The sequence below is a fragment of the Candidatus Steffania adelgidicola genome, from assembly GCF_020541225.1.
Classification (GTDB): Bacteria; Pseudomonadota; Gammaproteobacteria; order Enterobacterales; family Enterobacteriaceae; genus Steffania; species Steffania adelgidicola.
Genome location: NZ_CP045889.1, coordinates 1107500 through 1128954 on the forward strand (window position 1 = coordinate 1107500; position 21455 = coordinate 1128954).

Consider the following 21455-nt stretch of genomic DNA (forward strand, 5'->3'; position numbering starts at 1 on the left):
ATAAAAAATCATTACCCGATAAAATATATCTCTCAAAAAATATACCAACCATTTTGTCAAAAGTGTAAAATTAAGATATATAATTCATAATCTAAAATAATTTAAAATAGATGTGAACACTATCTTGTAATTTTTTATGAGTTTCACTATAAAAGTCTAGCAGATAAAAAAGCACCTTGATTATAAAATCATATATTAGTAACGCCAAGATTTATAACGATTAATTAAAGCATTCGTGGAACTGTCATGAGTATCAATGAGCTCATGACTTACTAATTCCGACAAAATACGATTAGCAAGCTGCTTACCTAACTCCACACCCCACTGATCAAAGCTATATATATTAAATATCACTCCCTGAGTAAAAATTTTATGCTCATATAGGGCAATTAGTGCCCCGAGGCTATGGGGAGTCATTTCACGTAGCAAAATAGAATTACTAGGACGATTGCCTTCAAAAACTTTAAAGGGCAAGATAGCCTGAACCTCTTCAGTTAGTTTACCAACAGCGCTGCATTCCTTCTCCACGACTGCACGTGATTTACCAAAAGCCAAGGCTTCGGTCTGCGCAAAAAAATTAGACAACAGCTTGTCCTGGTGATCAGCAAGAGGATTATGGCTAATTGCAGCAGCGATAAAGTCACAGGGCACAATTTTAGTACCCTGATGTATAAGTTGATAAAACGCATGCTGTCCATTAGTGCCCGGCTCACCCCAGATAATAGGTCCGGTTTGATAATTAACAACATATCCTTTACGATCGACACATTTTCCATTTGATTCCATATTGCCTTGCTGGAAATAAGCTGCTAAACGATGCATATATTGATCATAAGGCAAAATTGCTTCTGTTTCCATATTGAAAAAATTATTATACCAAATACTAATGAGTGCCAAAAGCACCGGTAAATTCTTATCTAAAGGTGTGGAGGAAAAATGCTGATCCATAGTGTGTGCACCGCTAAGTAGTTTTTCAAAATTCTCAAATCCAAGCGAAAGTGCAATTGATAAACCAATAGCAGACCAGAGGGAGTAACGACCGCCTACCCAGTCCCAGACCTCAAACATATTTTGAGTATCAATTCCAAATTCTGTTACTGCTTTTGCATTACTAGATAATGCAATAAAATGACAAGCGATACGTTTCTTATCGAAGGCACTTTTTAAAAACCAATCCCGTGCACTCTGTGCGTTAGTCATAGTTTCCTGAGTAGTAAAAGTTTTAGATGCCACTAAAAACAATGTAGTCGCTGGATCCAGGTCTTTTATCGTTTCAGCAAGATGTGTCCCATCGATATTAGATACGTAATGCACGTTAAGGTGGTTTTTATAAGGACGCAGTGCCTCAGTAACCATATAGGGGCCAAGATCTGAACCACCGATACCTATATTAACAATATCAGTGATAGTACGGCCTGTATAACCTTTCCATTCACCATTAATTACACGCTTGCAAAATATTTTCATTTTCCCCAATACTGTATTAACATCTAACATTACATTTTTACCATCTACATTGATTGGGGTATTGCTACGATTCCGCAATGCGATATGTAGTACTGCTCGATCCTCCGTGAAATTGATTTTCTCACCCTGAAACATGCTAGCAATAGCATCCTTCAGGCCACACTCCTTCGCCAGCGCCAATAATCGCATCATGGTCTCAGCAGTAATGCGATTTTTGGAGTAGTCCACCAGCATATAATCATGAAAGGTTGCTGAAAAAGATAAAAATCGTTCTGAATCTTGCCTAAATAAATCACTGATCTTCACATCTTTCATTACATCGAAATGTTGTTGCAACACCTTCCAGGCCAAAGTGTGGGTTGGATTAATGTTTTTCATAATGAAACTCCTGTTTGGATAATGAATCATCTTATATTTTAAAATTATATCGCTTATCAGCGCTTAAGTTTCAAGAATGAATCCGCTTTATGTAAAAGCGATATCAGCCCTGGAAGTAATGTACTGCTATACTAGCAAACTCACTCTCCCTAACTTTCTTTCTTCAAATTACCGGATATTAAAAATCAGATCAGCGATGATACAATCATCAACTATCACATTGACATCACCGTTATTACCCGTTATTTCTAATGGCCTATTGACGCATATAATGCCTTCACCAGAAGAGGCGCGTCGCTCAGGCAAAGTGTAAAATGAACTGTTATTCTGTATATTCCCGTGATTATACTTCAGGGGGACGATGTCGAGACGATAGCCGATATACGGGCTATCCCGCTATCGATTAAAAAGGGGCTAAAATCCCCCTGTGTCGTCACCAGAATTGTTCGCCACCAGGCGATTCGGCACGGTAAAGCGCTTCTTGGGTGTACCGTAGACAACTTCTACGCCTGCTCCCTGTTTCCCGCGCTTGACTCGTGCCTGGTCTGTTATCATTGATGTCATCAACCATGACATCTGACACGAGGCATTTTTAGGCATGTCAAACAACTCCGCCACTCCCCTGCTGCGGGTGGCTAAATTCGGCGGCACCAGTGTAGCTGATTTCGATGCAATGACCCGCAGTGCAGATATTATCTTAGCCAATCCTACGGTACGTCTAGTAGTGCTTTCTGCCTCAGCTGGCGTCACGAATGTGTTAGTCGCGCTCTCAGAAGGTCAAGAATCAGAGCGTCGTGCTTACTATCTAGAGGAAATTCGACGCATTCAATATGGCATTATTAATTGTCTGCCAGAACAGGTATCGATTCACGAAGAGATTGAACGGATGATTGATAATATCGGCATGCTTGCTGAAGCTGCGGGTCTCGCAAGGTCCCTTGCATTGACCGATGAATTAGTCAGCCACGGCGAATTAATGTCAACTCTTCTTTTTGTGGAAGTTCTACATCAGCGCGGTGTAGAGGCCACATGGTTTGACGTACGTAAAGTTATGCGAACTAATGATCAATTCGGACGCGCTGAACCGGATAGCCAAATACTTAAAACGCAAGCATGCACCCTGCTGCTACCTCGTCTAAAAAAAGAACTCATCATTACTCAAGGTTTTATCGGCAGCGAGGCTGCGGGGCGCACTACTACCCTCGGTCGTGGTGGCAGCGACTATACTGCAGCGTTACTAGGAGAAGCGTTAGAGGCAGGACGCATTGATATTTGGACTGACGTACCGGGTATTTATACCACTGATCCGCGCGTCGTGCCACAGGCTAAGCGGATCGACGAAATCAGCTTTGAAGAAGCAGCTGAAATGGCTACATTTGGAGCTAAAATTCTGCATCCAGCAACATTACTACCGGCGGTACGCAGCGGAATTCTAGTATTCGTGGGTTCAAGCAAAGATCCTGAGGCCGGTAATACTCTCGTTTATAACCACACCGAAAATCCTCCACTATTTAGAGCCCTAGCCTTGCGCCGACGGCAGACGCTATTAATACTACATAGTCTCAATATGCTGCATGCCCGGGGTTTTCTAGCAGAGGTCTTTAATATTCTGGCACGACACGCGATTTCAGTAGATCTCATAACTACCTCTGAAGTGAGTGTGGCACTTACGATGGATACCACCGGTTCTACGACTACCGGTGCCACTCTATTAACAACAGAATTGCTAGCGGAACTCTCCGCTTTATGCCGCGTAGAGGTAGAAAAAAATCTAGCGTTAGTTGCATTAATTGGTAATAAATTGTCACAGGCTTGCGGGGTAGGAAAAGAAGTCTTCAGCGTTTTAGATGCTTTTAATATCCGACTTATCTGCTATGGGGCCAGTAGTCATAATCTCTGTCTTCTAGTGCCAGGTGCTGACGCTGAGCAAGTCGTTCGAACTCTTCACGAGGCACTATTCTAAAAATTAATACCACATCCCCCTCCCTAGCAGGAGGGGGTCAGGCAAGCATCGCGTCTCTTAACACCTTGTCATGGCCTGCTTAATCAATGATTGTATCCCCGTCACCACCCATTTTCAGGATTGAAACCCTAGCCGTTATAGGGCTTCCCTATCACTTTGGTATATGCAGCCCCCACGAAACAAAATAGAAATTTCGCTTTAAGAATTCTTTAAAATATTTAAATAATTTAAATTATTCTTGATAGAATAAAACTGTATTCTACAACCCTCAGATATATTTATTAACAGAATATATATAATATTTTCAACAATACAATATGGATTGTTGAAAATATGCTTTACGCTCTATCATTCGATCTCCGACTTGATTAAGAGTTAAGTCTCTTAAACATCGCGATAAAAAAATCAATAATATGTTTGTCTGTACTTGTACAGCACTAAAATCAAACACAACACACAATGCTTGGAACGCATTTTTTATAGGCTATCTTATAACTCATCTATCGCGGATACCGATAGATGATTTCAAGCGATTTACAAACCGTTTTATAGACTTGGCAATGCACCGTCTAGAGAATAAAATAAATCAGAGTACTAATGTACAACATTGAATAAAGGAGATAATGTTAAATTGTAACTAAATTTAAGCAATACCTAGTGTTCTCTATGAATTTAAAAGCTACCAATTACACTTTAGTAAATAAGATAACATCGCACTATATGCGTATACTTAACTCTAAAATAGAGTTTTAATATTCCCTAAATCAATATTCAAGTAATACAAAATTATTGTCTCTCATAAAAAAGCATGCCATTAGATGCAAATGTTTCAATATGAACTATATTGCTGTCTAAGACAGCATCTAAACAAACAATTAATCTCTAGAATTACAGATTATTATATATAATAATCCATCTATCTAATCAAGCAATCTAAGTAATAAAAAAATCTTTTAGTAATTTTCACCTCCCTAATAAAATTTACCTTGCTTATACCGGAATTTATGTGAATTTATATTAAAAATCAACACTGTTAAATAGTGATTTTTTTTTCGAGACAAGGCCATGAAAAAAATCAGTACGTTCGCTAACTCTTTAGTTAGCATTTGTTTTACTCTGACAGTCAAATACCTCAGTTATTTTCATAATATTCTGTTATCATTTCGCTGTGATAAGGGGAATTCGGAAAAGCAATTAGCATATCTTACATCACCTATTGGCACCATCGGCAACATAAGGAGAAAACAAAGATGGTGAATCCCTTGTATCAAAGGCATATCATTTCTATTAATGACCTTAACCGAGAGGAGCTAGAAATGGTATTGATTACTGCAGCATCGCTTAAGACATTACCGCAGCCGACATTACTACAACACAAGGTGATCGCCAGCTGTTTTTTTGAAGCGTCGACCCGGACACGATTATCGTTTGAAACTGCAATGCACCGTCTAGGTGCTTCAGTTGTTGGTTTTTCCGAGGCAAATAATACATCGTTAGGAAAAAAAGGTGAGTCACTGGCTGACACCATCTCAGTGATTAGTACGTATGTTGACGCTATTGTTATCCGTCATCCCCAGGAAGGTGCGGCTCGGCTTGCCACTGAATTTTCCGTACGGGTTCCAATTCTTAATGCGGGCGATGGCGCCAATCAGCATCCTACCCAAACCCTCTTGGATTTGTTTACTATTCAGGAAACTCAAGGTCGCTTGAATCATCTCAGCATCGCTATGGTAGGTGATTTAAAATATGGCCGGACAGTGCATTCACTAACCCAAGCACTAGCAAAATTTAACGGTAATCGTTTTTATTTCATTGCACCGCAAGTGCTAACAATGCCATCTCATATTCTACATATGCTAGAAGAAAAAGCGATCACCTATAGTATCCATACTAATATTGAAGAAGTGATCTCTGAACTTGATATTCTCTATATAACTCGAGTGCAAAAAGAGCGTCTAGATCCATCGGAGTACGCTAATATGAAGGCAAAATTCGTGCTACATGTGAGTGATTTACAGCAAGCTCGAGCCAATCTAAAAGTGCTTCATCCTCTACCACGGGTAGATGAAATCACTATAGAGGTAGATCATACTCCGTATGCATATTATTTCCAGCAGGCCGGTAACGGAATTTATGCACGCCAAGCCCTCCTGGCTGTCGTACTCAGCCACACTCCGAACCCATTAACATCATAATATTTTGTAACCTGAGGAGGAAAAGCATAATGTAACTTCTGTAATTACATGAATCAAAAAAGATTTCGGAAGACAGGCTTCTTACCTGAAATGAGGATGATACTTCTCGGAAAGGTAATGACCCCATACATCCAGATAACATAGTAAGAGTACATATACTATCTCTGTAAAGTACTGCGCTCATAGCCAGAATGAGACTTACAGTAAGTTTTAGACTAATCATTTCCTCTCTTTACTCATCCGGGTAATAATTCCTGTTGTTAATTTAGTCATGTCAATCATTTTTCTCCCCCACCGGAAAGATTATCCAATCTCTTCTTGCTTTAGTTCACTTGCTTCCTTTCAGATTTAAATATGACGCTTATCTAAATTAAGGATGTTTTAGAGATCGAAATCCAATGATAACTTGTTAAACAATCTGGCATTGTTAAAAACAATCACATGGTATATCATGTGATAATCAGGCAATTTTGAAAATTAAACAAATACGTCATTTAAGCATCTAATTAATATTAATAGGCATCCATTTATCACTTCAGTTCAGTTAAAAGAAACTACCGAATATAGCTTGGTAAACACATTGTGTTTCTCGACACGTATAAGAAACAAAAGAAATATGATAGTATTTAAGAACGTCCACTGCGGATGCTACTCTGTATAACAAGGGTATATTCAGCAAGCGTATCTTCGGAATCAAGCGATCTGCCTTTTCTGATCCCGACGCCGACGAAAGAAATCCCTCAACTGATCTGAGCATACCTGGGCCAGCACCCCACCAGTGATCATAATCCGATGATTCATATCCAGATGACTAAAAACATCAAACAGCGATCTTGTATCACCAGTTTTTTTTTCTCTAGCGGCGAACACAAGATGAACAATCCGAGCATGAACCATCGCGCCCCAACACATCAAACATGGCTCCAGCGTGACGTACATCACTGCATTCAGTAATCGATAATTACCTATTAGCGCCCCCCCACGGCGTAGCGCCATGATTTCAGCATGAGCTGTAGGATCATGATGGCTGATGACAGAGTTCCATCCTTCCCCAATTATATCATTGTTCAAAACCAATACTGCACCAACCGGGACTTCACCCTGAGCCTCAGCACGCCCCGCCAACATGAGCGCATGATGCATCCATAATTCATCATTGTAATGCTGGCTCATAAGCAATCCCCTCTACCTGACAAGTTACACAGTTTCTATCTTACGCTTCTTTACAGAAAAATAGCGACATCACTTAATTTTTATGAGATCTTATACATTGAAATAAAGTAGAATTAGAACAAAGTTCTTTTGTATAAAACTACAGGAAACGCACGAAGCTTCTTGCATGATGTTAATTAAATACCTCACTGCATTGTATATTAGGTAGTAATGAAAAACAGGCAAGAATTTATAAGCCGTCTTCAACCTCACAGACAAACCACCATAATCGAAGAAAATAGATATAACTGCTTTTGTAGAAAGAGAGGATATAGAATATCCGTTCTAAACCACCGTCACTCTTATAAAAAATGGTAGAATCGAGAAATTGAATAACAATATACTAAAAAGCTCTTATTACCATGCTGATAAGAGTGGTAAAAAATCGTACTGTGATAACATATTGACCTGTATAGTTGGGTATTAAGTCAATAAGTATTGCGGCATAACATGCTTATTACAACCTATAGAAGACTCGTACACTCTTACATCTAGAACATTCCAATAAAAATCTTCCTGCTTAACAGAAGCAGGAGCGGTTAAATAATTATGCCAAATAATAGTAGTGCACCACTTAAATCCTTAAACAGCTTTGGCGTTGACGTACATGCACGGCGTGTTATCGCCGCGCATACAGTTACCGATTTGTTAATGTTTGCGCAGCAGGCTGTAGAAAATATAGAACCACTGCTGGTACTGGGTGGCGGTAGTAATGTGCTGTTTTTAGAAAACTATACCGGCAACATCCTGCTAAATCGAATTACAGGAATAATAGTTAAAGAAAATAATGACGCCTGGCACCTTCACGTTGGTGCCGGAGAAGAATGGCATCATTTAGTTCATATGTGTCTTGAAAAACGTATGCCAGGTCTAGAAAATCTAGCTTTAATTCCCGGCTCTGTTGGATCCGCACCGATTCAAAATATTGGTGCATATGGTGTCGATCTACAAAAATTCTGCGAATATGTAGAAGTTCTACAGTTAGCAACAGGTGAGAGACGATGGTTAAGCTCAGTTGAATGTCAATTCGGTTATCGCGACAGTATTTTCAAACATGATCTTCGCGAAGGTCACGTTATTGTTGCAGTGGGTCTAAGGCTCCCTAAAGCCTGGAAGCCCGTATTAAACTATGGCGATTTACGTAGTCTTAATGCATGCAAGGTAACTCCGTGGCAAATTTATCATGCAGTTTGTAAGATGCGTCGTACTACGTTGCCTGATCTAGCACTGCATGGCAATGCCGGTAGTTTCTTTAAAAATCCAATTATCCATGAGTCAACAGCCAAACCGCTGCTGAATCGCTATCCTGACATACCTCATTATCCTCAGCTAGGAGGCGGGGTCAAACTTGCAGCAGGTTGTCTTATCGATACCTGCGGATTAAAAGGCTATCGGCAGGGAGGTGCGATAGTACATCATAAACAAGCGCTGGTTTTAGTAAATGCAAATAACGCTACTGGAGAAGATATCATTGCGCTAGCGCGCCATATCCATCACCGGGTTGCAGAACGTTTTTCTGTCTGGCTAGAGCCTGAAGTCCGCATCATCGGTGCTAATGGTGAAGTAGATGGGATAAGAGCGATGATATGAAAGATATAAACATTCCACTTAAACTAATAAATTTACTGGTTGATGGTAAGTACCATTTAACTAAACAATTTAGCGATACCTTGGGCATAAAGTGTTCATCTATCAGTAACCACATAAAAACCATTCGCAATTGGGGTGTAGATGTCTTTTCGATACCTGGTAAAGGCTATCATCTAAAGGCACCACTTCAGCTATTAGATGAAACTATAATCCACACACGATTACCCACTGGTCGACTAACAGTCCTACCACTTATTGACTCAACTAATCAGTATCTAATTGAGCGTATCGGCACTATCCAGTCAGGCGACGCCTGTGTTGCAGAATATCAGATGCAGGGGCGCGGTCGACGTGGTCGACAGTGGATAGCTCCGTTTGGTAATAATCTTTGTTTATCGCTTTATTGGCGTCTTAATCAAGGCTTATCGGCAGTCGATGGCCTTAGTTTGATGGTTTGTATTGTAATGGCAGAAGTGCTACACCGTCTCGGTGCTGAAGAGGTAAAAGTAAAATGGCCTAACGATCTCTATCTAAACGATCGTAAACTGACCGGAATCCTAGTGGAAATTTCCGCTAAGCCTGACGATGTTGCCCATGTTGTGATTGGCGCCGGTATTAACTTAGCTATGCACGAATCTGCAGCAGGGATAATCAACCAAAACTGGATTAATCTACAAGAATCGGGGATCGATATTGATCGCAATGTATTAGCTGCCAAATTAATTGATGCATTACGGCAGGCACTAGACCAATTTGAGCATGAGGGGTTCCTACCTTTTATCGCTCGATGGTATCATTTAGATAATTTTCTAAATCGACCGGTGAGATTATTTATTGGTAATAAAAGCATCAGCGGAATTGCACGTGGCATTAACGCTCAAGGCGCCTTATTATTAGAGCAAGACGGAAAACGCTATACCTATTTTGGCGGAGAAATATCGTTGCGTAACATCTAGTTATTTAGTTTTAATCAGATCGATCTTTATCGGGTAGTCTTTTTATAGAAAAATAGTATTAAAAGGATACCTTTAAGCACTAAGTGATATGATAAGTAGGATTTTTCAATAAAAATGACTAGTTGTATCTAGTCTTATAATCTTATTCGCAATTCTCCAATCTTTTAAAAGTCCATGGTTTTGGCAAACCGATAGTCAGTATGTAATATTTACATTGATAGAGATCAATGGGGCGGGTTCAAAAATGATTTTCTCAACGGGAAACCGAAATCTCAGTATTTCAATATCTATCTTACAGACATCCATCTTGAATTTTGGTTTATGTTGCTAATACTGAATACAGTACCTATTAATTTTCGATTTAACATGACACCCAAAGAGCTTTTTTCCTGATATTGTTCTAAGAGAAATTTAGCGAATTTAAGTTATTTTTCCGCGCATGAGAGAATATTTCATGCGTATTCAGATAATGACTTAAACACTTGCCTCATTATAGGCAAGTTATTTAACTTGAATACCATTGTTCCACACGTTAAAAACGTTTTTTATTACCTTTTCCAATTGATCAAGAACACTCTTATGCGCAATGTATCTCAATCTTTTCTTGATCCTGGTTTATGTAACTATAAATTTATATGATATCAAAAAATAGACCATCATTACAATGATAAACATGCTCTGTTCTTAGTCTGGATAGTTTGATTATGATCACACAGCTTCATAAGACATTTATTATCAGTAGGATTACTGGTACCTCATCACCAAACCACTAAAATCATAACATCATTATTTATCAATATAAATATTTTGTTACATATAACCCAATATCGATTCGTGGATAAAAAGAAAATGATTCAGGAGGATAATATCAGATATGACGAAAAAAGTTGTCAAGATTACACTCACTGTGATAGGTTCATAGCTATTCATTCAATATCAAACATAATAAAACTTATGTATGAAAATCCTCATTCAAGTGATTAACTTAGTCCTGATTAGCGTATTGGTGATGATTATCTCACTATGCGGGGCTGCACTTGGACAAAGAAAAGCTTGCTAAACAAGTTGGAATCTCAAGAGAAAACCCCCACACCAACTGGTCGGGGTTTTTTTTTGGGCATGAATCAATGCGACAGGAGAACATAAAATGAAGATTAACATATTGTTCTGTCCTTGCGGCATGAAGGCGGGGCACTAATCATGAACGGAGCTCAATGGCTAGTGCAGGCGCTGCGGGCACAGGGTGTTGGGATGGTTTTCGGCTATCCTGGCGGTGCCATCATGCCAGTATACGATGCGCTCTTCGATGGCGGAGTTAAACACCTACTATGCCGTCATGAACAAGGCGCAGCCATCGCAGCCATCGGCTACGCACGGGCTACCGGTAAAGTGGGAGTATGCATTGCCACCTCTGGTCCTGGCGCCACAAATCTTATCACTGGCTTAGCAGATGCTTTGTTAGATTCAGTGCCGATCGTGGCAATCACCGGACAGGTTGGATTAGCGTTTATTGGCACCGATGCCTTTCAAGAAATAGATGTTCTAGGGCTCTCACTGGCCTGTACTAAACACAGTTTTCTTGTCGAGTCTTTAGACTCATTGCCAAATATTATTAGCGATGCCTTTAATATCGCCACTAATGGACGTCCAGGTCCAGTTCTTATTGATATTCCTAAAGATATTCAACTAACTGGTAGTAATCTATCGCCGCATGTTGCAAGTTTTCATGAAAAAGAGAGCAGTATACAGGGTGATCTGGAAGGCGCTCGTCAGAGCATACACCAAGCACGCCGCCCAATTCTGTATATCGGCGGAGGTGTTGGTATGGCTGGTGCGGTACCAGCATTGCGGGAGTTGATAAGTAAAACCGGCATCCCTAGCGTAGTAACGCTGAAAGGCCTTGGCGCGCCAAACCTCGACGATACGTGCTATTTAGGGATGCTAGGCATGCACGGTAATCAAGCTGCCAATCTAGCAGTACAGGCCTGTGATTTATTGATTGCAATCGGTGCACGTTTCGATGATCGTGTGACCGGCCACCTGAAAACTTTCGCCCCCCATGCAAAAGTTCTCCATCTAGATATTGATCCTGCAGAATTAAGCAAACTGCGTCATGCGGATATCAAACTACTGGGAAATCTGAATACTCTGTTACCAGCTCTAATGCAACCGTTATCGATCGACAGCTGGCGTCTTGAAACCCAGGCGATGAAGGCACAGTATTGCTATCGCTATGATTATCCGAGTGAAGACATTTATGCTCCGGCGTTACTGCGCGCAATCAGCGATTGTGCGCCTGATAATGCTGTTGTGACCACTGATGTAGGGCAACATCAAATGTGGACAGCTCAGCATATGCGCTTTAGTAGACCGGAGAACTTCATTACTTCTAGCGGACTAGGAACAATGGGGTTTGGTATTCCTGCCGCAATCGGCGCACAAATTGCCCGGCCAGAAGATACGATCATCTGCATTTCCGGTGATGGTTCCTTCATGATGAATGTGCAGGAACTAACCACGATTAAACGAAAACAGTTACCACTTAAAATCGTTCTACTAGACAATCAACGCCTAGGTATGGTCCGTCAATGGCAACAACTATTTTTTGATAGACGTTATAGCGAAACCACCTTAACTGATAACCCTGATTTCATCATACTGGCTAGTGCCTTTGATATTCCTGGTCTACATATTACCCGGAAAGCGCAAATTGCACAGGCGCTTAAAACCCTATTTACCCAACCAGGACCATTCCTGCTACATGTCTCTATTGATGCGCTAGATAATGTCTGGCCGCTAGTACCACCCGGTGCCGGTAATGAAACCATGCTGGAGAAATCATCATAATGCAACATTCCCTTTCCATTCAAGCACGCTTTCGCCCGGAAGTCATTGAACGTATTTTACGGGTTGTCCGCCACCGCGGTTTTGAGCTCTATGCATTAAACATGACACAGTGTCAAAATAATGAAAATATACATATTCATTTAACCGTTTCCAGCAAGCGCTCAGTAAACTTACTGTCTGCACAATTAAGCAAGCTCATAGATATTTCCTATGTCGAGATCCAGCAATGAACATTACAAAGAATACGTGCCTAAAACCGAGTAAGGAAAGACGAAATGACGATGAAAAAAGCTGATTTTATTTGGTTTAACGGTGAAATGGTTCCGTGGGAAGAAGCCAAAGTCCATGTAATGTCGCATGCGCTCCATTACGGATCATCAGTCTTTGAAGGTATACGTTGCTACGATTCGATTAAAGGCCCAGTAGTATTTCGTCATCGTGAACACATGGAGCGACTACATAATTCGGCTAAAATCTATCGCATGCCAATTAAGCAAACAGTCGATGAGTTAATGCTTGCTACTCATGAGGTAATACTTAAAAACAAACTAGTTAGTGCCTATATCCGGCCTCTGGTATTTATTGGAGATGTTGGGATGGGTGTCAATCCACCGACAAACTATAGCACTGATGTGATGATTGCTGCATTTCCTTGGGGGGCTTATCTAGGCGAAGCAGCCTTAGAACACGGGATCGATACAATGGTCTCTTCATGGAATCGCGCTGCGGCCAATACTATTCCCACCGCAGCTAAAGCTGGTGGAAATTACCTCTCCTCTATGCTAGTGGGTAGTGAAGCCCGGCGCCATGGTTATCAGGAAGGGATTGCGCTCGATGTACATGGTTATGTTTCCGAAGGGGCGGGAGAGAACCTCTTTGAGGTAAAAGATGGCATTTTGCTCACGCCCCCATTCACTTCTTCCGCGCTACCGGGTATTACACGAGACGCTATTATCAAATTAGCCATCGCAGCTGGACTAAAAGTCCGAGAACAAATTTTATCCCGAGAATCCCTCTACCTAGCTGACGAGATCTTTATGTCCGGTACCGCCGCCGAGATAACTCCAGTGCGTAGTGTTGACGGCATTAAGATTGGTATTGGAAAATGCGGGCCAATCACTAAACAGCTACAGCAGGCATTCTTTGGGCTCTTTACCGGAAACACTAAAGATCAATGGGGCTGGCTAGATTCGGTCATGCAGTTATAAAAACTTTTTCAGGGCTTCGTGACTGCCCTGGTTATCTGAATCACTGGAGTGATAAACATGCCAAAGTACCGTTCTGCCACCACCACACAAGGCCGTAACATGGCTGGCGCTCGAGCTCTGTGGCGCGCTACTGGAATGAATGATGATGATTTCACTAAACCAATTATCGCCGTCGTCAATTCCTTCACGCAATTTGTACCGGGGCACGTGCATCTTCGAAATCTAGGAAAATTGGTTGCTAAACAAATCGAAGCTTCCGGGGGAGTAGGTAAAGAGTTTAATACTATCGCAGTAGATGATGGAATTGCAATGGGACACGGCGGCATGTTGTACTCATTGCCATCACGTGATCTTATTGCTGATTCAGTCGAATACATGATTAATGCCCACTGCGCCGATGCCATGGTATGTATTTCTAACTGCGATAAAATCACACCCGGGATGCTAATGGCAGCAATGCGCCTAAACATACCGGTTATTTTTATCTCCGGTGGTCCGATGGAAGCGGGTAAAAGTCAGCTATCAACGGATATTATCAAGCTGGATTTAATAGATGCTATCATTCAGGGTGCTAATCCTTACGTTTCCGATCAAGAGAGTAATCAGACAGAACGCTCTGCCTGTCCAACCTGTGGATCGTGCTCTGGAATGTTTACTGCCAACTCGATGAACTGTTTAACTGAGGCGCTAGGTCTTTCTCAACCAGGAAACGGTTCACTACTTGCAACACATGCTGATCGTAAGCAACTGTTTTTAAATGCAGGTTCACGTATTGTAGAATTAGCTCAAGGCTATTATCATCAGGATAATCCTGACACTCTTCCTCGCAGCATTGCTAATAAAGCGGCTTTTGAAAACGCTATGACCCTAGATATTGCTATGGGTGGTTCTACTAACACTGTACTCCATCTTTTAGCTGCAGCACAGGAAGGCGAAGTAGACTTTACGATGGCCGATATCGATCGTCTATCACGTCAAGTTCCCCATTTATGTAAAGTCGCCCCTAGCACTCAAAAATATCATATGGAAGACGTTCACCGCGCTGGCGGTGTAATGGGTATTTTAGGCGAACTAGATCGCAGCCATCTATTGCATCAAAATGTACATAATGTGCTTGGACTGTCTCTACCAGAAACATTAACGCGCTACGATATTATGGTCACCGCAGATGAAGCAGTAAAAAACATGTATAGCGCAGGAGCGGCGGGTCTTCGCACCACTCAAGCGTTTTCCCAAAACTCTCGCTGGCCATCACTTGATAAGGACCGTCAGAACGGATGTATCCGCGCTCATAAATTCGCCTATAGCCAGGATGGAGGGCTGGCTGTGTTATATGGTAACATTGCAAAAGATGGGTGTATCGTGAAAACTGCCGGTGTCGATAAAGGCAGCCTAGTTTTTTGTGGATGCGCTAAAGTATATGAAAGTCAGGAGGCCGCTTCTCAAGGGATACTGGGAGGGCAAGTAGTTGCCGGTGATATCGTAGTTATCCGATATGAAGGTCCGAAAGGCGGGCCAGGCATGCAGGAAATGCTATATCCTACTACCTACCTTAAATCTATGGGATTAGGTAAAAGCTGCGCTCTTATTACCGACGGCCGCTTTTCCGGTGGAACGTCGGGATTATCCATCGGGCACGTATCACCAGAAGCTGCTAGCGGCGGCTTAATTGGGCTAGTGCAAAATGGGGATATTATCCATATCAATATTGTCGAGCGCAGTATCAGGCTCGCGATTACTGATAAAGAACTAGCGGCGAGACAGGAGAGTGAATTAGCGCGTGGTAATGCGGCTTGGACACCAATCTCACGCAAACGTCAGGTATCCTTCGCCCTGAAGGCGTATGCCAGTTTAGCCACTAGCGCGGATAAAGGCGCGGTGCGGGATAAAGAAAAACTAAGAGAATAATTCTCTTCCCTTATCGCTTTAGCGATAAGAATCTGTTCATCATCCACGTGCAAAGTTACTTTCAATATTTAACATGATTTAGAATTACTGATATAATTGTAAGTTTTTATCAAAACATATAAACCAAGCTCTGCTTCTTATGCAATAAGCATAAATGCAAAATAGACAGAAAAAATTCTTTTGAATATATATTTTGTTTATTTATAGGTAGAGGCGTATAATGCCGAAGAAAATTCGATAGAATGCTTTCAACATTACTTAAAAATCTAACGCTCAACACTTAAAAGTATATTCTTAATATATACTCTGATATCCAATTAATTACGATTAATGTTTTTAAATCGAGAGATATATCAAGTATCTAGAAAAGAATTAGTGAGATGTGGTTAACCATTTGATTAGAATTTAGTATCTTCGATACAGTTAATAAATAGGGTGATATCTTTTAAATCTACATATCTACATACACCATCCTTCTCCTAAAAGGAGAAAAAATAGATAAAAGCGGCGTTTGTCACCATATACAAAATATACAAATCTATCATATAGCAAACTTTAAAGAATCCATAATTACATCAGGTTGCGTTTTACATTATAATATAACCATATAAGTTTATGATTTAATAAAAGTCTCTAATACAAAGTTACATCAGGTGCTGATTTTCGCTAGAGCGATATATTGTTGACAAATCGTTTCGATTTCATAGAGTTGGAGATGGGAAGATACAATTAACGGTGGATTGTTATATATTATCCGCATGGTTTTCGCAAGAGAATCACTAGTTAAATTTGCTAGCCCAGCAGACAAATCACCATGCAAAATTTCCACAGGACCACCGAGACAGCGAGTACTGACTACCGGCGTATGACAAATCAGAGATTCTACCAGAACATTACCGAATCCCTCACTATCGGAGCTTAAAATCAACATACGGGCATGACGAATATAAGGATATGGATTAGGATCAAATCCTTTAAATATCACCCGCTCTGAAATTTTCAGAGCCTTCGCTAAAGATTGCAGACACCCCCTTATAATATCGCTACCTTTTCCAAGAATCACTAACGGTGCCTGAATGTCGCTATCAGCGTAAGCTCGCAATAGTCGATCCTGGCGCTTATTTTTATGCAGACGACCAACATGAATCAAATAATCTTGACCATCTAATTCACAGGGAGCTTCAGATAACCGGCGGATAGCAGAAAAATCAAAGGGATTATAAATTACCTCGGCATGACGCGGTTTTACTTTAAAAGTATGGAGCATATCATCTAAAACCCCATGCGAAACAGCAATGATATTTCGGTTTTGATAGAGCGCATGAATTTTCTTTCGCTTCAGCCAATGAAAAAAACCCTTTCGATGGCTTAAATAACCTGAGGAAAATATTGTATGCAGACACACCCAGATACGCTCTGGTGAAATAACACGACTTCGCAATACAATACGATCAGTTTTATGCAGATGAGAAAAAACCACGTCAAACACACCGTTACTCTGTTGCGCGGTCAGTATTGCCATATCTAACGCCCGCGCTCGATACGAGAGCTCCCTCAATTTTTTCCAGGTGCTATGAGGATCATGAGGAATAATTTGATATTCAATACCTGCTGGTAATACATAATCACACACAGCTCTCAGTGAAAATATTGATACCTGATGCCCTTGCTGTGCTAATCCCTGCGCAAGGGTTAGCAATACTTTTTCTGCTCCACCACCGGGCAAACCATCAATAATCATTAATATACGCATAAAATTTTTCACTATATATTAATATAGGGTATTGTTTATTCTTTCGTTTCCCCTACCTCATATCTCTATGACAGTTTTCTAAACTCTTTCCATAGATGAAAATATTTCCTTATTATTGATATAAATAAATCGATAATAACATGAGTTTACCCTCTATAAAGAGGGAGTTGAATTCATGTATCTTTATATAAATACGTTTAAAATGTTAAAAACGCTCTACCAATTACCTTATCATTTGACATCAGTCCTTGATACATAATCAAGTCACAGAAAATATCATCTCAGATTAGAAAACAGCACGGTATCGATAACACACTTAATTTCAAGAGTACATCAAAATTAATATGGTCACAGGTTACATATCAATAAAAATAAACTTGTAAAGTCTTCGTTAGAATTTCTGCACGAGACTGCAGATCTACATCTAATATAAAACCTTTTTGCTATCTTCACTTCATGCATACGTAAAAAATCCAAATCTAACTGAGATACTATAACATATAAAAATACGCTTATTAATACGCCCGATTATCTAATAAGATGCATAATATAACTCATAAAGATGCCTTAATCTCTTTTTGAACAGACATAGTAGCGCTCATAAAAACAAGAAGGATATCTATGTTTAAACACCAAGATATCTTGATCTTGGGTATTATTCTCAATTAAAGTATTGAGATAGAACCTCATGATTTTTTATCATCCAGTATCTCCCTCATTACCACTATTTTATAAAAAGTACGGAATAAGTGACTGATCGCGAAAAATTCAGTTTGTGCGGTTAATAGTGAGTGAGTAACATAGAGATTATTCTCTCTTGAAACTAACTTCGATATGACCACTCCTGCTTTTATTATTACTATAGATACAGAAGGAGATACCCTCTTTCAAAACCATCATATCACCACTAAGAATGCTCGTTTTCTTCCACGCTTCCAGCGTTTATGTGAAAAGTATTGCTTCAAGCCGGTTTATCTCACTAATTACGAAATGACAATAGATGATGCATTTATCGATTTTGCTCGAGATCTTATAGCGCGCGATAGCGCAGAAATCGGAATGCATCTTCATGCTTGGAATAGCCCTCCAAGTTATGATCTTACTGGAAACGATGGACGATATAAACCGTACCTAATTGAATATCCTCAAGCCATTATGCAAGAAAAAATTTTATTTATGACGAAACATCTAGAAGACACTTTTCAGAAAAAAATGCTGAGTCATCGCGCTGGCCGATGGGCATTTAACGAATGCTATGCTCATATGCTACTTGCGTTAGGCTATCAAGTAGATTGTTCCGTTACCCCTCGAGTAGATTGGCGTCACTCTCCCGGCTCACCTACAGGGTCAGGTGGAAGTAATTATCGTCATTTCCCAGATCATGCCTATTTTATCGATCTTAACAATATTGTACGTCCAGGAAATTCAAAACTTCTAGAAGTTCCGATGACTACCCGTGACAAACATTCCCCATGGATGAATGCAATCAGTCAAAGTTACGATCGCCTACGTGGAAAAAAACGAGGCCCCTCGGTTCAATGGCTCAGGCCTACTGGTGATAATGCTATAAAAATGTGCCAAATTGCAGAAAAAAGCCTAGCCTCTGGGAGTGATTATATTGAATTTATGTTACATTCATTTGAATTGATGCCAGGCGGCAGTCCGGTTGCAAAAAATACTGCCGACATTGAAAAATTGTATCGTGATCTAGAACACCTATTCGATTGGGTTCAACAACGGGCAATTGGTATCACTCTAGCGCAATATTATCAGCAGCGATTACATCAGTTGATGTAATCGACGGCAACGTTAGTAATACTGATACCGGAAACCAAAATATATTCCAGGAAACACCGGGATTGCTGATAATAAACATGCCCTGGGTAATGTAAAAACCTGTCGTAAAAAGAAATATCGCTCCTTCTAGCTCCTGGTTAAAAGAAATGTGCTTTCTAACCATAAAAAATCCATATATCATTACTAGCATAAGCAGAAGCAGACCGAATAAACCACCTTTTAACAAGGCTGAAAAATATAGACTATGAGTAGTAGTGATCTTATCGCCAATTAGATTGGTAAACGAAAGCTGTTTCTCTAGACCCCAACCAAAAAAAGGTTTTTGCGACGTCATCTCTAGCGTATAGCGCCAGATTCCAAAACGAATAAAACTTTGCTGATAGCTGTTTGCAATACGTTGAAAAACTATATCACCCCAACGGGTTATATAGAACAACATCACCACCCCACCTCCCAGTAAAGTAAATTTTAAGAGATGAAACTCTCGCTTTATTAATTGTAAGAACACCAGAACAACCATAGAAGCGACAAAAGCGAGTAAGGGACCCCGACTTTGCGTCAGAAGGAGTGCTAACAATAGCAGAGAGATAGGAAAATAGAGCCATCTGATGCCAGTCTCACGTATAATTATCAAAAAAACAAAAATACCTAAAGAGAAATAACCTGCCAAATCAATAACATTAGATGGAGCGCCGAAGAAACCATCCTGCATACGATTACTTAGTATTGTATTTAAATTGATTGAAAAAAAAGTTAATCCCACTAACGTCAGCATCCCTGAAGCCATGGCCCATAGTACACTCAATCGACGGCCATAAAGGGTCATTATCCGAAACATAAGTATAAACAATAGTAAATAGAGAGCATGAATGATTTCAGAAAGGAATAACTGAAAATTGAAGGGATATAGCGTAGTAAGGGAAAAGTAGCCTAACATCAAAGCAATTATTGATAGCCCTCTATTAAACCGCCAGTCCTCAAAAAGTCGACTTCGCAGGACTGGATTTGCCACTAGCATGATTAGCAAGCACAGAGAAGAAAAATGAAATAGATTATTAACACGTGTAAAACCACAAAAAATAGCGTTGAAAAAAATAAAAAAAAGAAAGGAAACCTGGAATCCTTTAGTAGCATAGTAGCTAATCCTGAAAAGCATCACGAATACTCACCTTTTCAAAAATATCATTACTTAATGCACTATATAATGAAAGGTTTTTTACCCTTATCCCTTTCTCTTTTAATACTTCTCCAGCCAGCGTAAAAGCGGGAACGATGAGTGATTTAAATTTTTTTTCCAGAGATGACGGCATCTTATTGGAATCGCTTTCATAAAAACGTGGCTGATGAAAATTTGTCATATCCAGGCCAGCAAGATAAAAACGTGTGAATCCTAAAAACAGTAAAATCTGTAATGCCCAGAACACCACCGTGCCTGCATCAAATACACCACTACGTATATCAGTGGTGAAAGCAATATTGGGGTTTTCTGAACTTAAGTAGATGTGTGGCTCTTTGGAAAAGAGATATCTAATATCATTCAGAGATACTCTAGGTTGATAAATGCGATAACAGGCGTCTTCAATTAACGCTAACTGACAGCGTACTGCTTCCAGTGTAAAACGGTCGATAATCCGAACAATACCATGCAAAGTCGTAAATAAAATCAATTCTGAATCAGCGATAATTTCTTTTAAAATATCAGCACGTTTATCCATAAAACTCATATCTACGATAATATATAGTTGAAAATTTAGGCGCTCTTTCAGCGTATAGGCCCCATTAACTCCCAACACAGTCATCGCAGGCATAGCAGTAAAATCCATGGACTTAATTGAGGGACCAGTTGCGGTAACAAGTACATCGCCACTAAAATGATTATTCCAATTAAGTAATGGAACCAACTTCCCCTTATAGCATAGTTGAATAATCTCACCTTTTGAAGCACGAGTAATTTGGCAAAATGGCCAAAGATTCTCATTATGCCGATAGGTACGCGGTCGCGTATAGCGATAAATTTGCTTAAAAAACGCACTCATTTTTCAGTATCCATGCCATAGAATTTAACCTTTCCAAGGCAGTAAGAGATCCAGAAAATGGACCCCCCCCTCACATTACTTGACGGTTCGTTATTCTCTCAACAGAGTTACCTCTCTCCATGAAATTATAAATTTCAACCAATTT

The 21455-nt window shown here is 40.1% G+C and carries 17 protein-coding genes; 10 read left to right on the forward strand and 7 right to left on the reverse strand.

Going from position 1 to position 21455, the window contains the following annotated elements:
• Positions 1–195 precede the first annotated feature (195 nt).
• The 3 genes from pgi to GFK82_RS04135 all read right to left on the reverse strand — a co-directional run bounded on the left by pgi (position 196) and on the right by GFK82_RS04135 (position 2445).
• Complete coding sequence (pgi, locus tag GFK82_RS03075; RefSeq protein WP_226810526.1) at positions 196–1845, reverse strand: glucose-6-phosphate isomerase; 1650 nt, start codon at positions 1843–1845, stop codon at positions 196–198.
• Between the two features lie 168 nt (positions 1846–2013).
• Complete coding sequence (locus tag GFK82_RS03080; protein ID WP_226810527.1) at positions 2014–2151, reverse strand: hypothetical protein; 138 nt, start codon at positions 2149–2151, stop codon at positions 2014–2016.
• A gap of 108 nt (positions 2152–2259) precedes the next feature.
• Positions 2260–2445: a hypothetical protein gene (locus tag GFK82_RS04135; RefSeq protein WP_226810528.1), complete on the reverse strand. Its 186-nt coding sequence runs from the start codon at positions 2443–2445 to the stop codon at positions 2260–2262.
• Here GFK82_RS04135 and lysC point away from each other — a divergent pair.
• On the forward strand, positions 2444–3808 hold the full coding sequence (gene lysC, locus GFK82_RS03090) for a lysine-sensitive aspartokinase 3 (RefSeq protein ID WP_226810535.1): 1365 nt from the start codon (positions 2444–2446) through the stop codon (positions 3806–3808). The two genes, GFK82_RS04135 and lysC, sit on opposite strands and share 2 nt — an antisense overlap.
• A gap of 1250 nt (positions 3809–5058) precedes the next feature.
• A complete protein-coding gene (gene pyrB / locus GFK82_RS03095) occupies positions 5059–6003 on the forward strand; it encodes an aspartate carbamoyltransferase (RefSeq protein WP_226810537.1) in 945 nt (314 codons plus the stop codon).
• Between the two features lie 693 nt (positions 6004–6696).
• On the opposite strand, the gene tadA is transcribed toward pyrB, so the two are convergent.
• Entirely contained in the window at positions 6697–7176 is a 480-nt protein-coding gene (gene tadA, locus GFK82_RS03100; RefSeq protein WP_226810539.1) for a tRNA adenosine(34) deaminase TadA, read from the reverse strand.
• Between the two features lie 588 nt (positions 7177–7764).
• On the opposite strand from tadA, the gene murB reads away from it, so the two are divergent.
• The 7 genes from murB to ilvD all read left to right on the forward strand — a co-directional run bounded on the left by murB (position 7765) and on the right by ilvD (position 15724).
• Positions 7765–8805 (forward strand): UDP-N-acetylmuramate dehydrogenase, encoded by a 1041-nt coding sequence (murB, locus tag GFK82_RS03105; protein WP_226810550.1) that lies wholly within the window; start codon positions 7765–7767, stop codon positions 8803–8805.
• Positions 8802–9761, forward strand: coding sequence for a bifunctional biotin--[acetyl-CoA-carboxylase] ligase/biotin operon repressor BirA (gene birA / locus GFK82_RS03110; protein WP_226810552.1), 960 nt, complete (start codon positions 8802–8804; stop codon positions 9759–9761). Before murB ends, birA begins: the two co-directional genes overlap by 4 nt.
• A 958-nt stretch (positions 9762–10719) precedes the next feature.
• The gene (locus GFK82_RS03115) at positions 10720–10821 is read left to right on the forward strand and encodes an IlvGEDA operon leader peptide (RefSeq protein ID WP_226810553.1); all 102 of its coding nucleotides are present in this window, start codon (positions 10720–10722) and stop codon (positions 10819–10821) included.
• A gap of 140 nt (positions 10822–10961) precedes the next feature.
• The gene (ilvG, locus tag GFK82_RS03120) at positions 10962–12608 is read left to right on the forward strand and encodes an acetolactate synthase 2 catalytic subunit (protein WP_226811294.1); all 1647 of its coding nucleotides are present in this window, start codon (positions 10962–10964) and stop codon (positions 12606–12608) included.
• Complete coding sequence (ilvM, locus tag GFK82_RS03125) at positions 12605–12838, forward strand: acetolactate synthase 2 small subunit (protein ID WP_226811295.1); 234 nt, start codon at positions 12605–12607, stop codon at positions 12836–12838. Before ilvG ends, ilvM begins: the two co-directional genes overlap by 4 nt.
• Before the next feature lie 45 nt (positions 12839–12883).
• Entirely contained in the window at positions 12884–13816 is a 933-nt protein-coding gene (locus GFK82_RS03130; RefSeq protein WP_226810555.1) for a branched-chain amino acid transaminase, read from the forward strand.
• A gap of 57 nt (positions 13817–13873) precedes the next feature.
• The gene (ilvD, locus tag GFK82_RS03135) at positions 13874–15724 is read left to right on the forward strand and encodes a dihydroxy-acid dehydratase (RefSeq protein ID WP_226810560.1); all 1851 of its coding nucleotides are present in this window, start codon (positions 13874–13876) and stop codon (positions 15722–15724) included.
• A gap of 649 nt (positions 15725–16373) precedes the next feature.
• Here the strand turns inward: ilvD and GFK82_RS03140 are convergent.
• Entirely contained in the window at positions 16374–17477 is a 1104-nt protein-coding gene (locus tag GFK82_RS03140; RefSeq protein WP_226810561.1) for a glycosyltransferase, read from the reverse strand.
• An 834-nt stretch (positions 17478–18311) separates the two neighbouring features.
• Between GFK82_RS03140 and GFK82_RS03145 the strand changes: the two genes are divergently transcribed.
• Complete coding sequence (locus GFK82_RS03145; RefSeq protein ID WP_226810563.1) at positions 18312–19274, forward strand: polysaccharide deacetylase family protein; 963 nt, start codon at positions 18312–18314, stop codon at positions 19272–19274.
• Here the strand turns inward: GFK82_RS03145 and GFK82_RS03150 are convergent.
• Both GFK82_RS03150 and GFK82_RS03155 read right to left on the reverse strand, forming a co-directional pair.
• The gene (locus GFK82_RS03150) at positions 19228–20430 is read right to left on the reverse strand and encodes an O-antigen ligase family protein (protein WP_226811296.1); all 1203 of its coding nucleotides are present in this window, start codon (positions 20428–20430) and stop codon (positions 19228–19230) included. The two genes, GFK82_RS03145 and GFK82_RS03150, sit on opposite strands and share 47 nt — an antisense overlap.
• Complete coding sequence (locus GFK82_RS03155; protein WP_226810564.1) at positions 20414–21310, reverse strand: sugar glycosyltransferase; 897 nt, start codon at positions 21308–21310, stop codon at positions 20414–20416. Before GFK82_RS03155 ends, GFK82_RS03150 begins: the two co-directional genes overlap by 17 nt.
• Positions 21311–21455 lie beyond the last annotated feature (145 nt).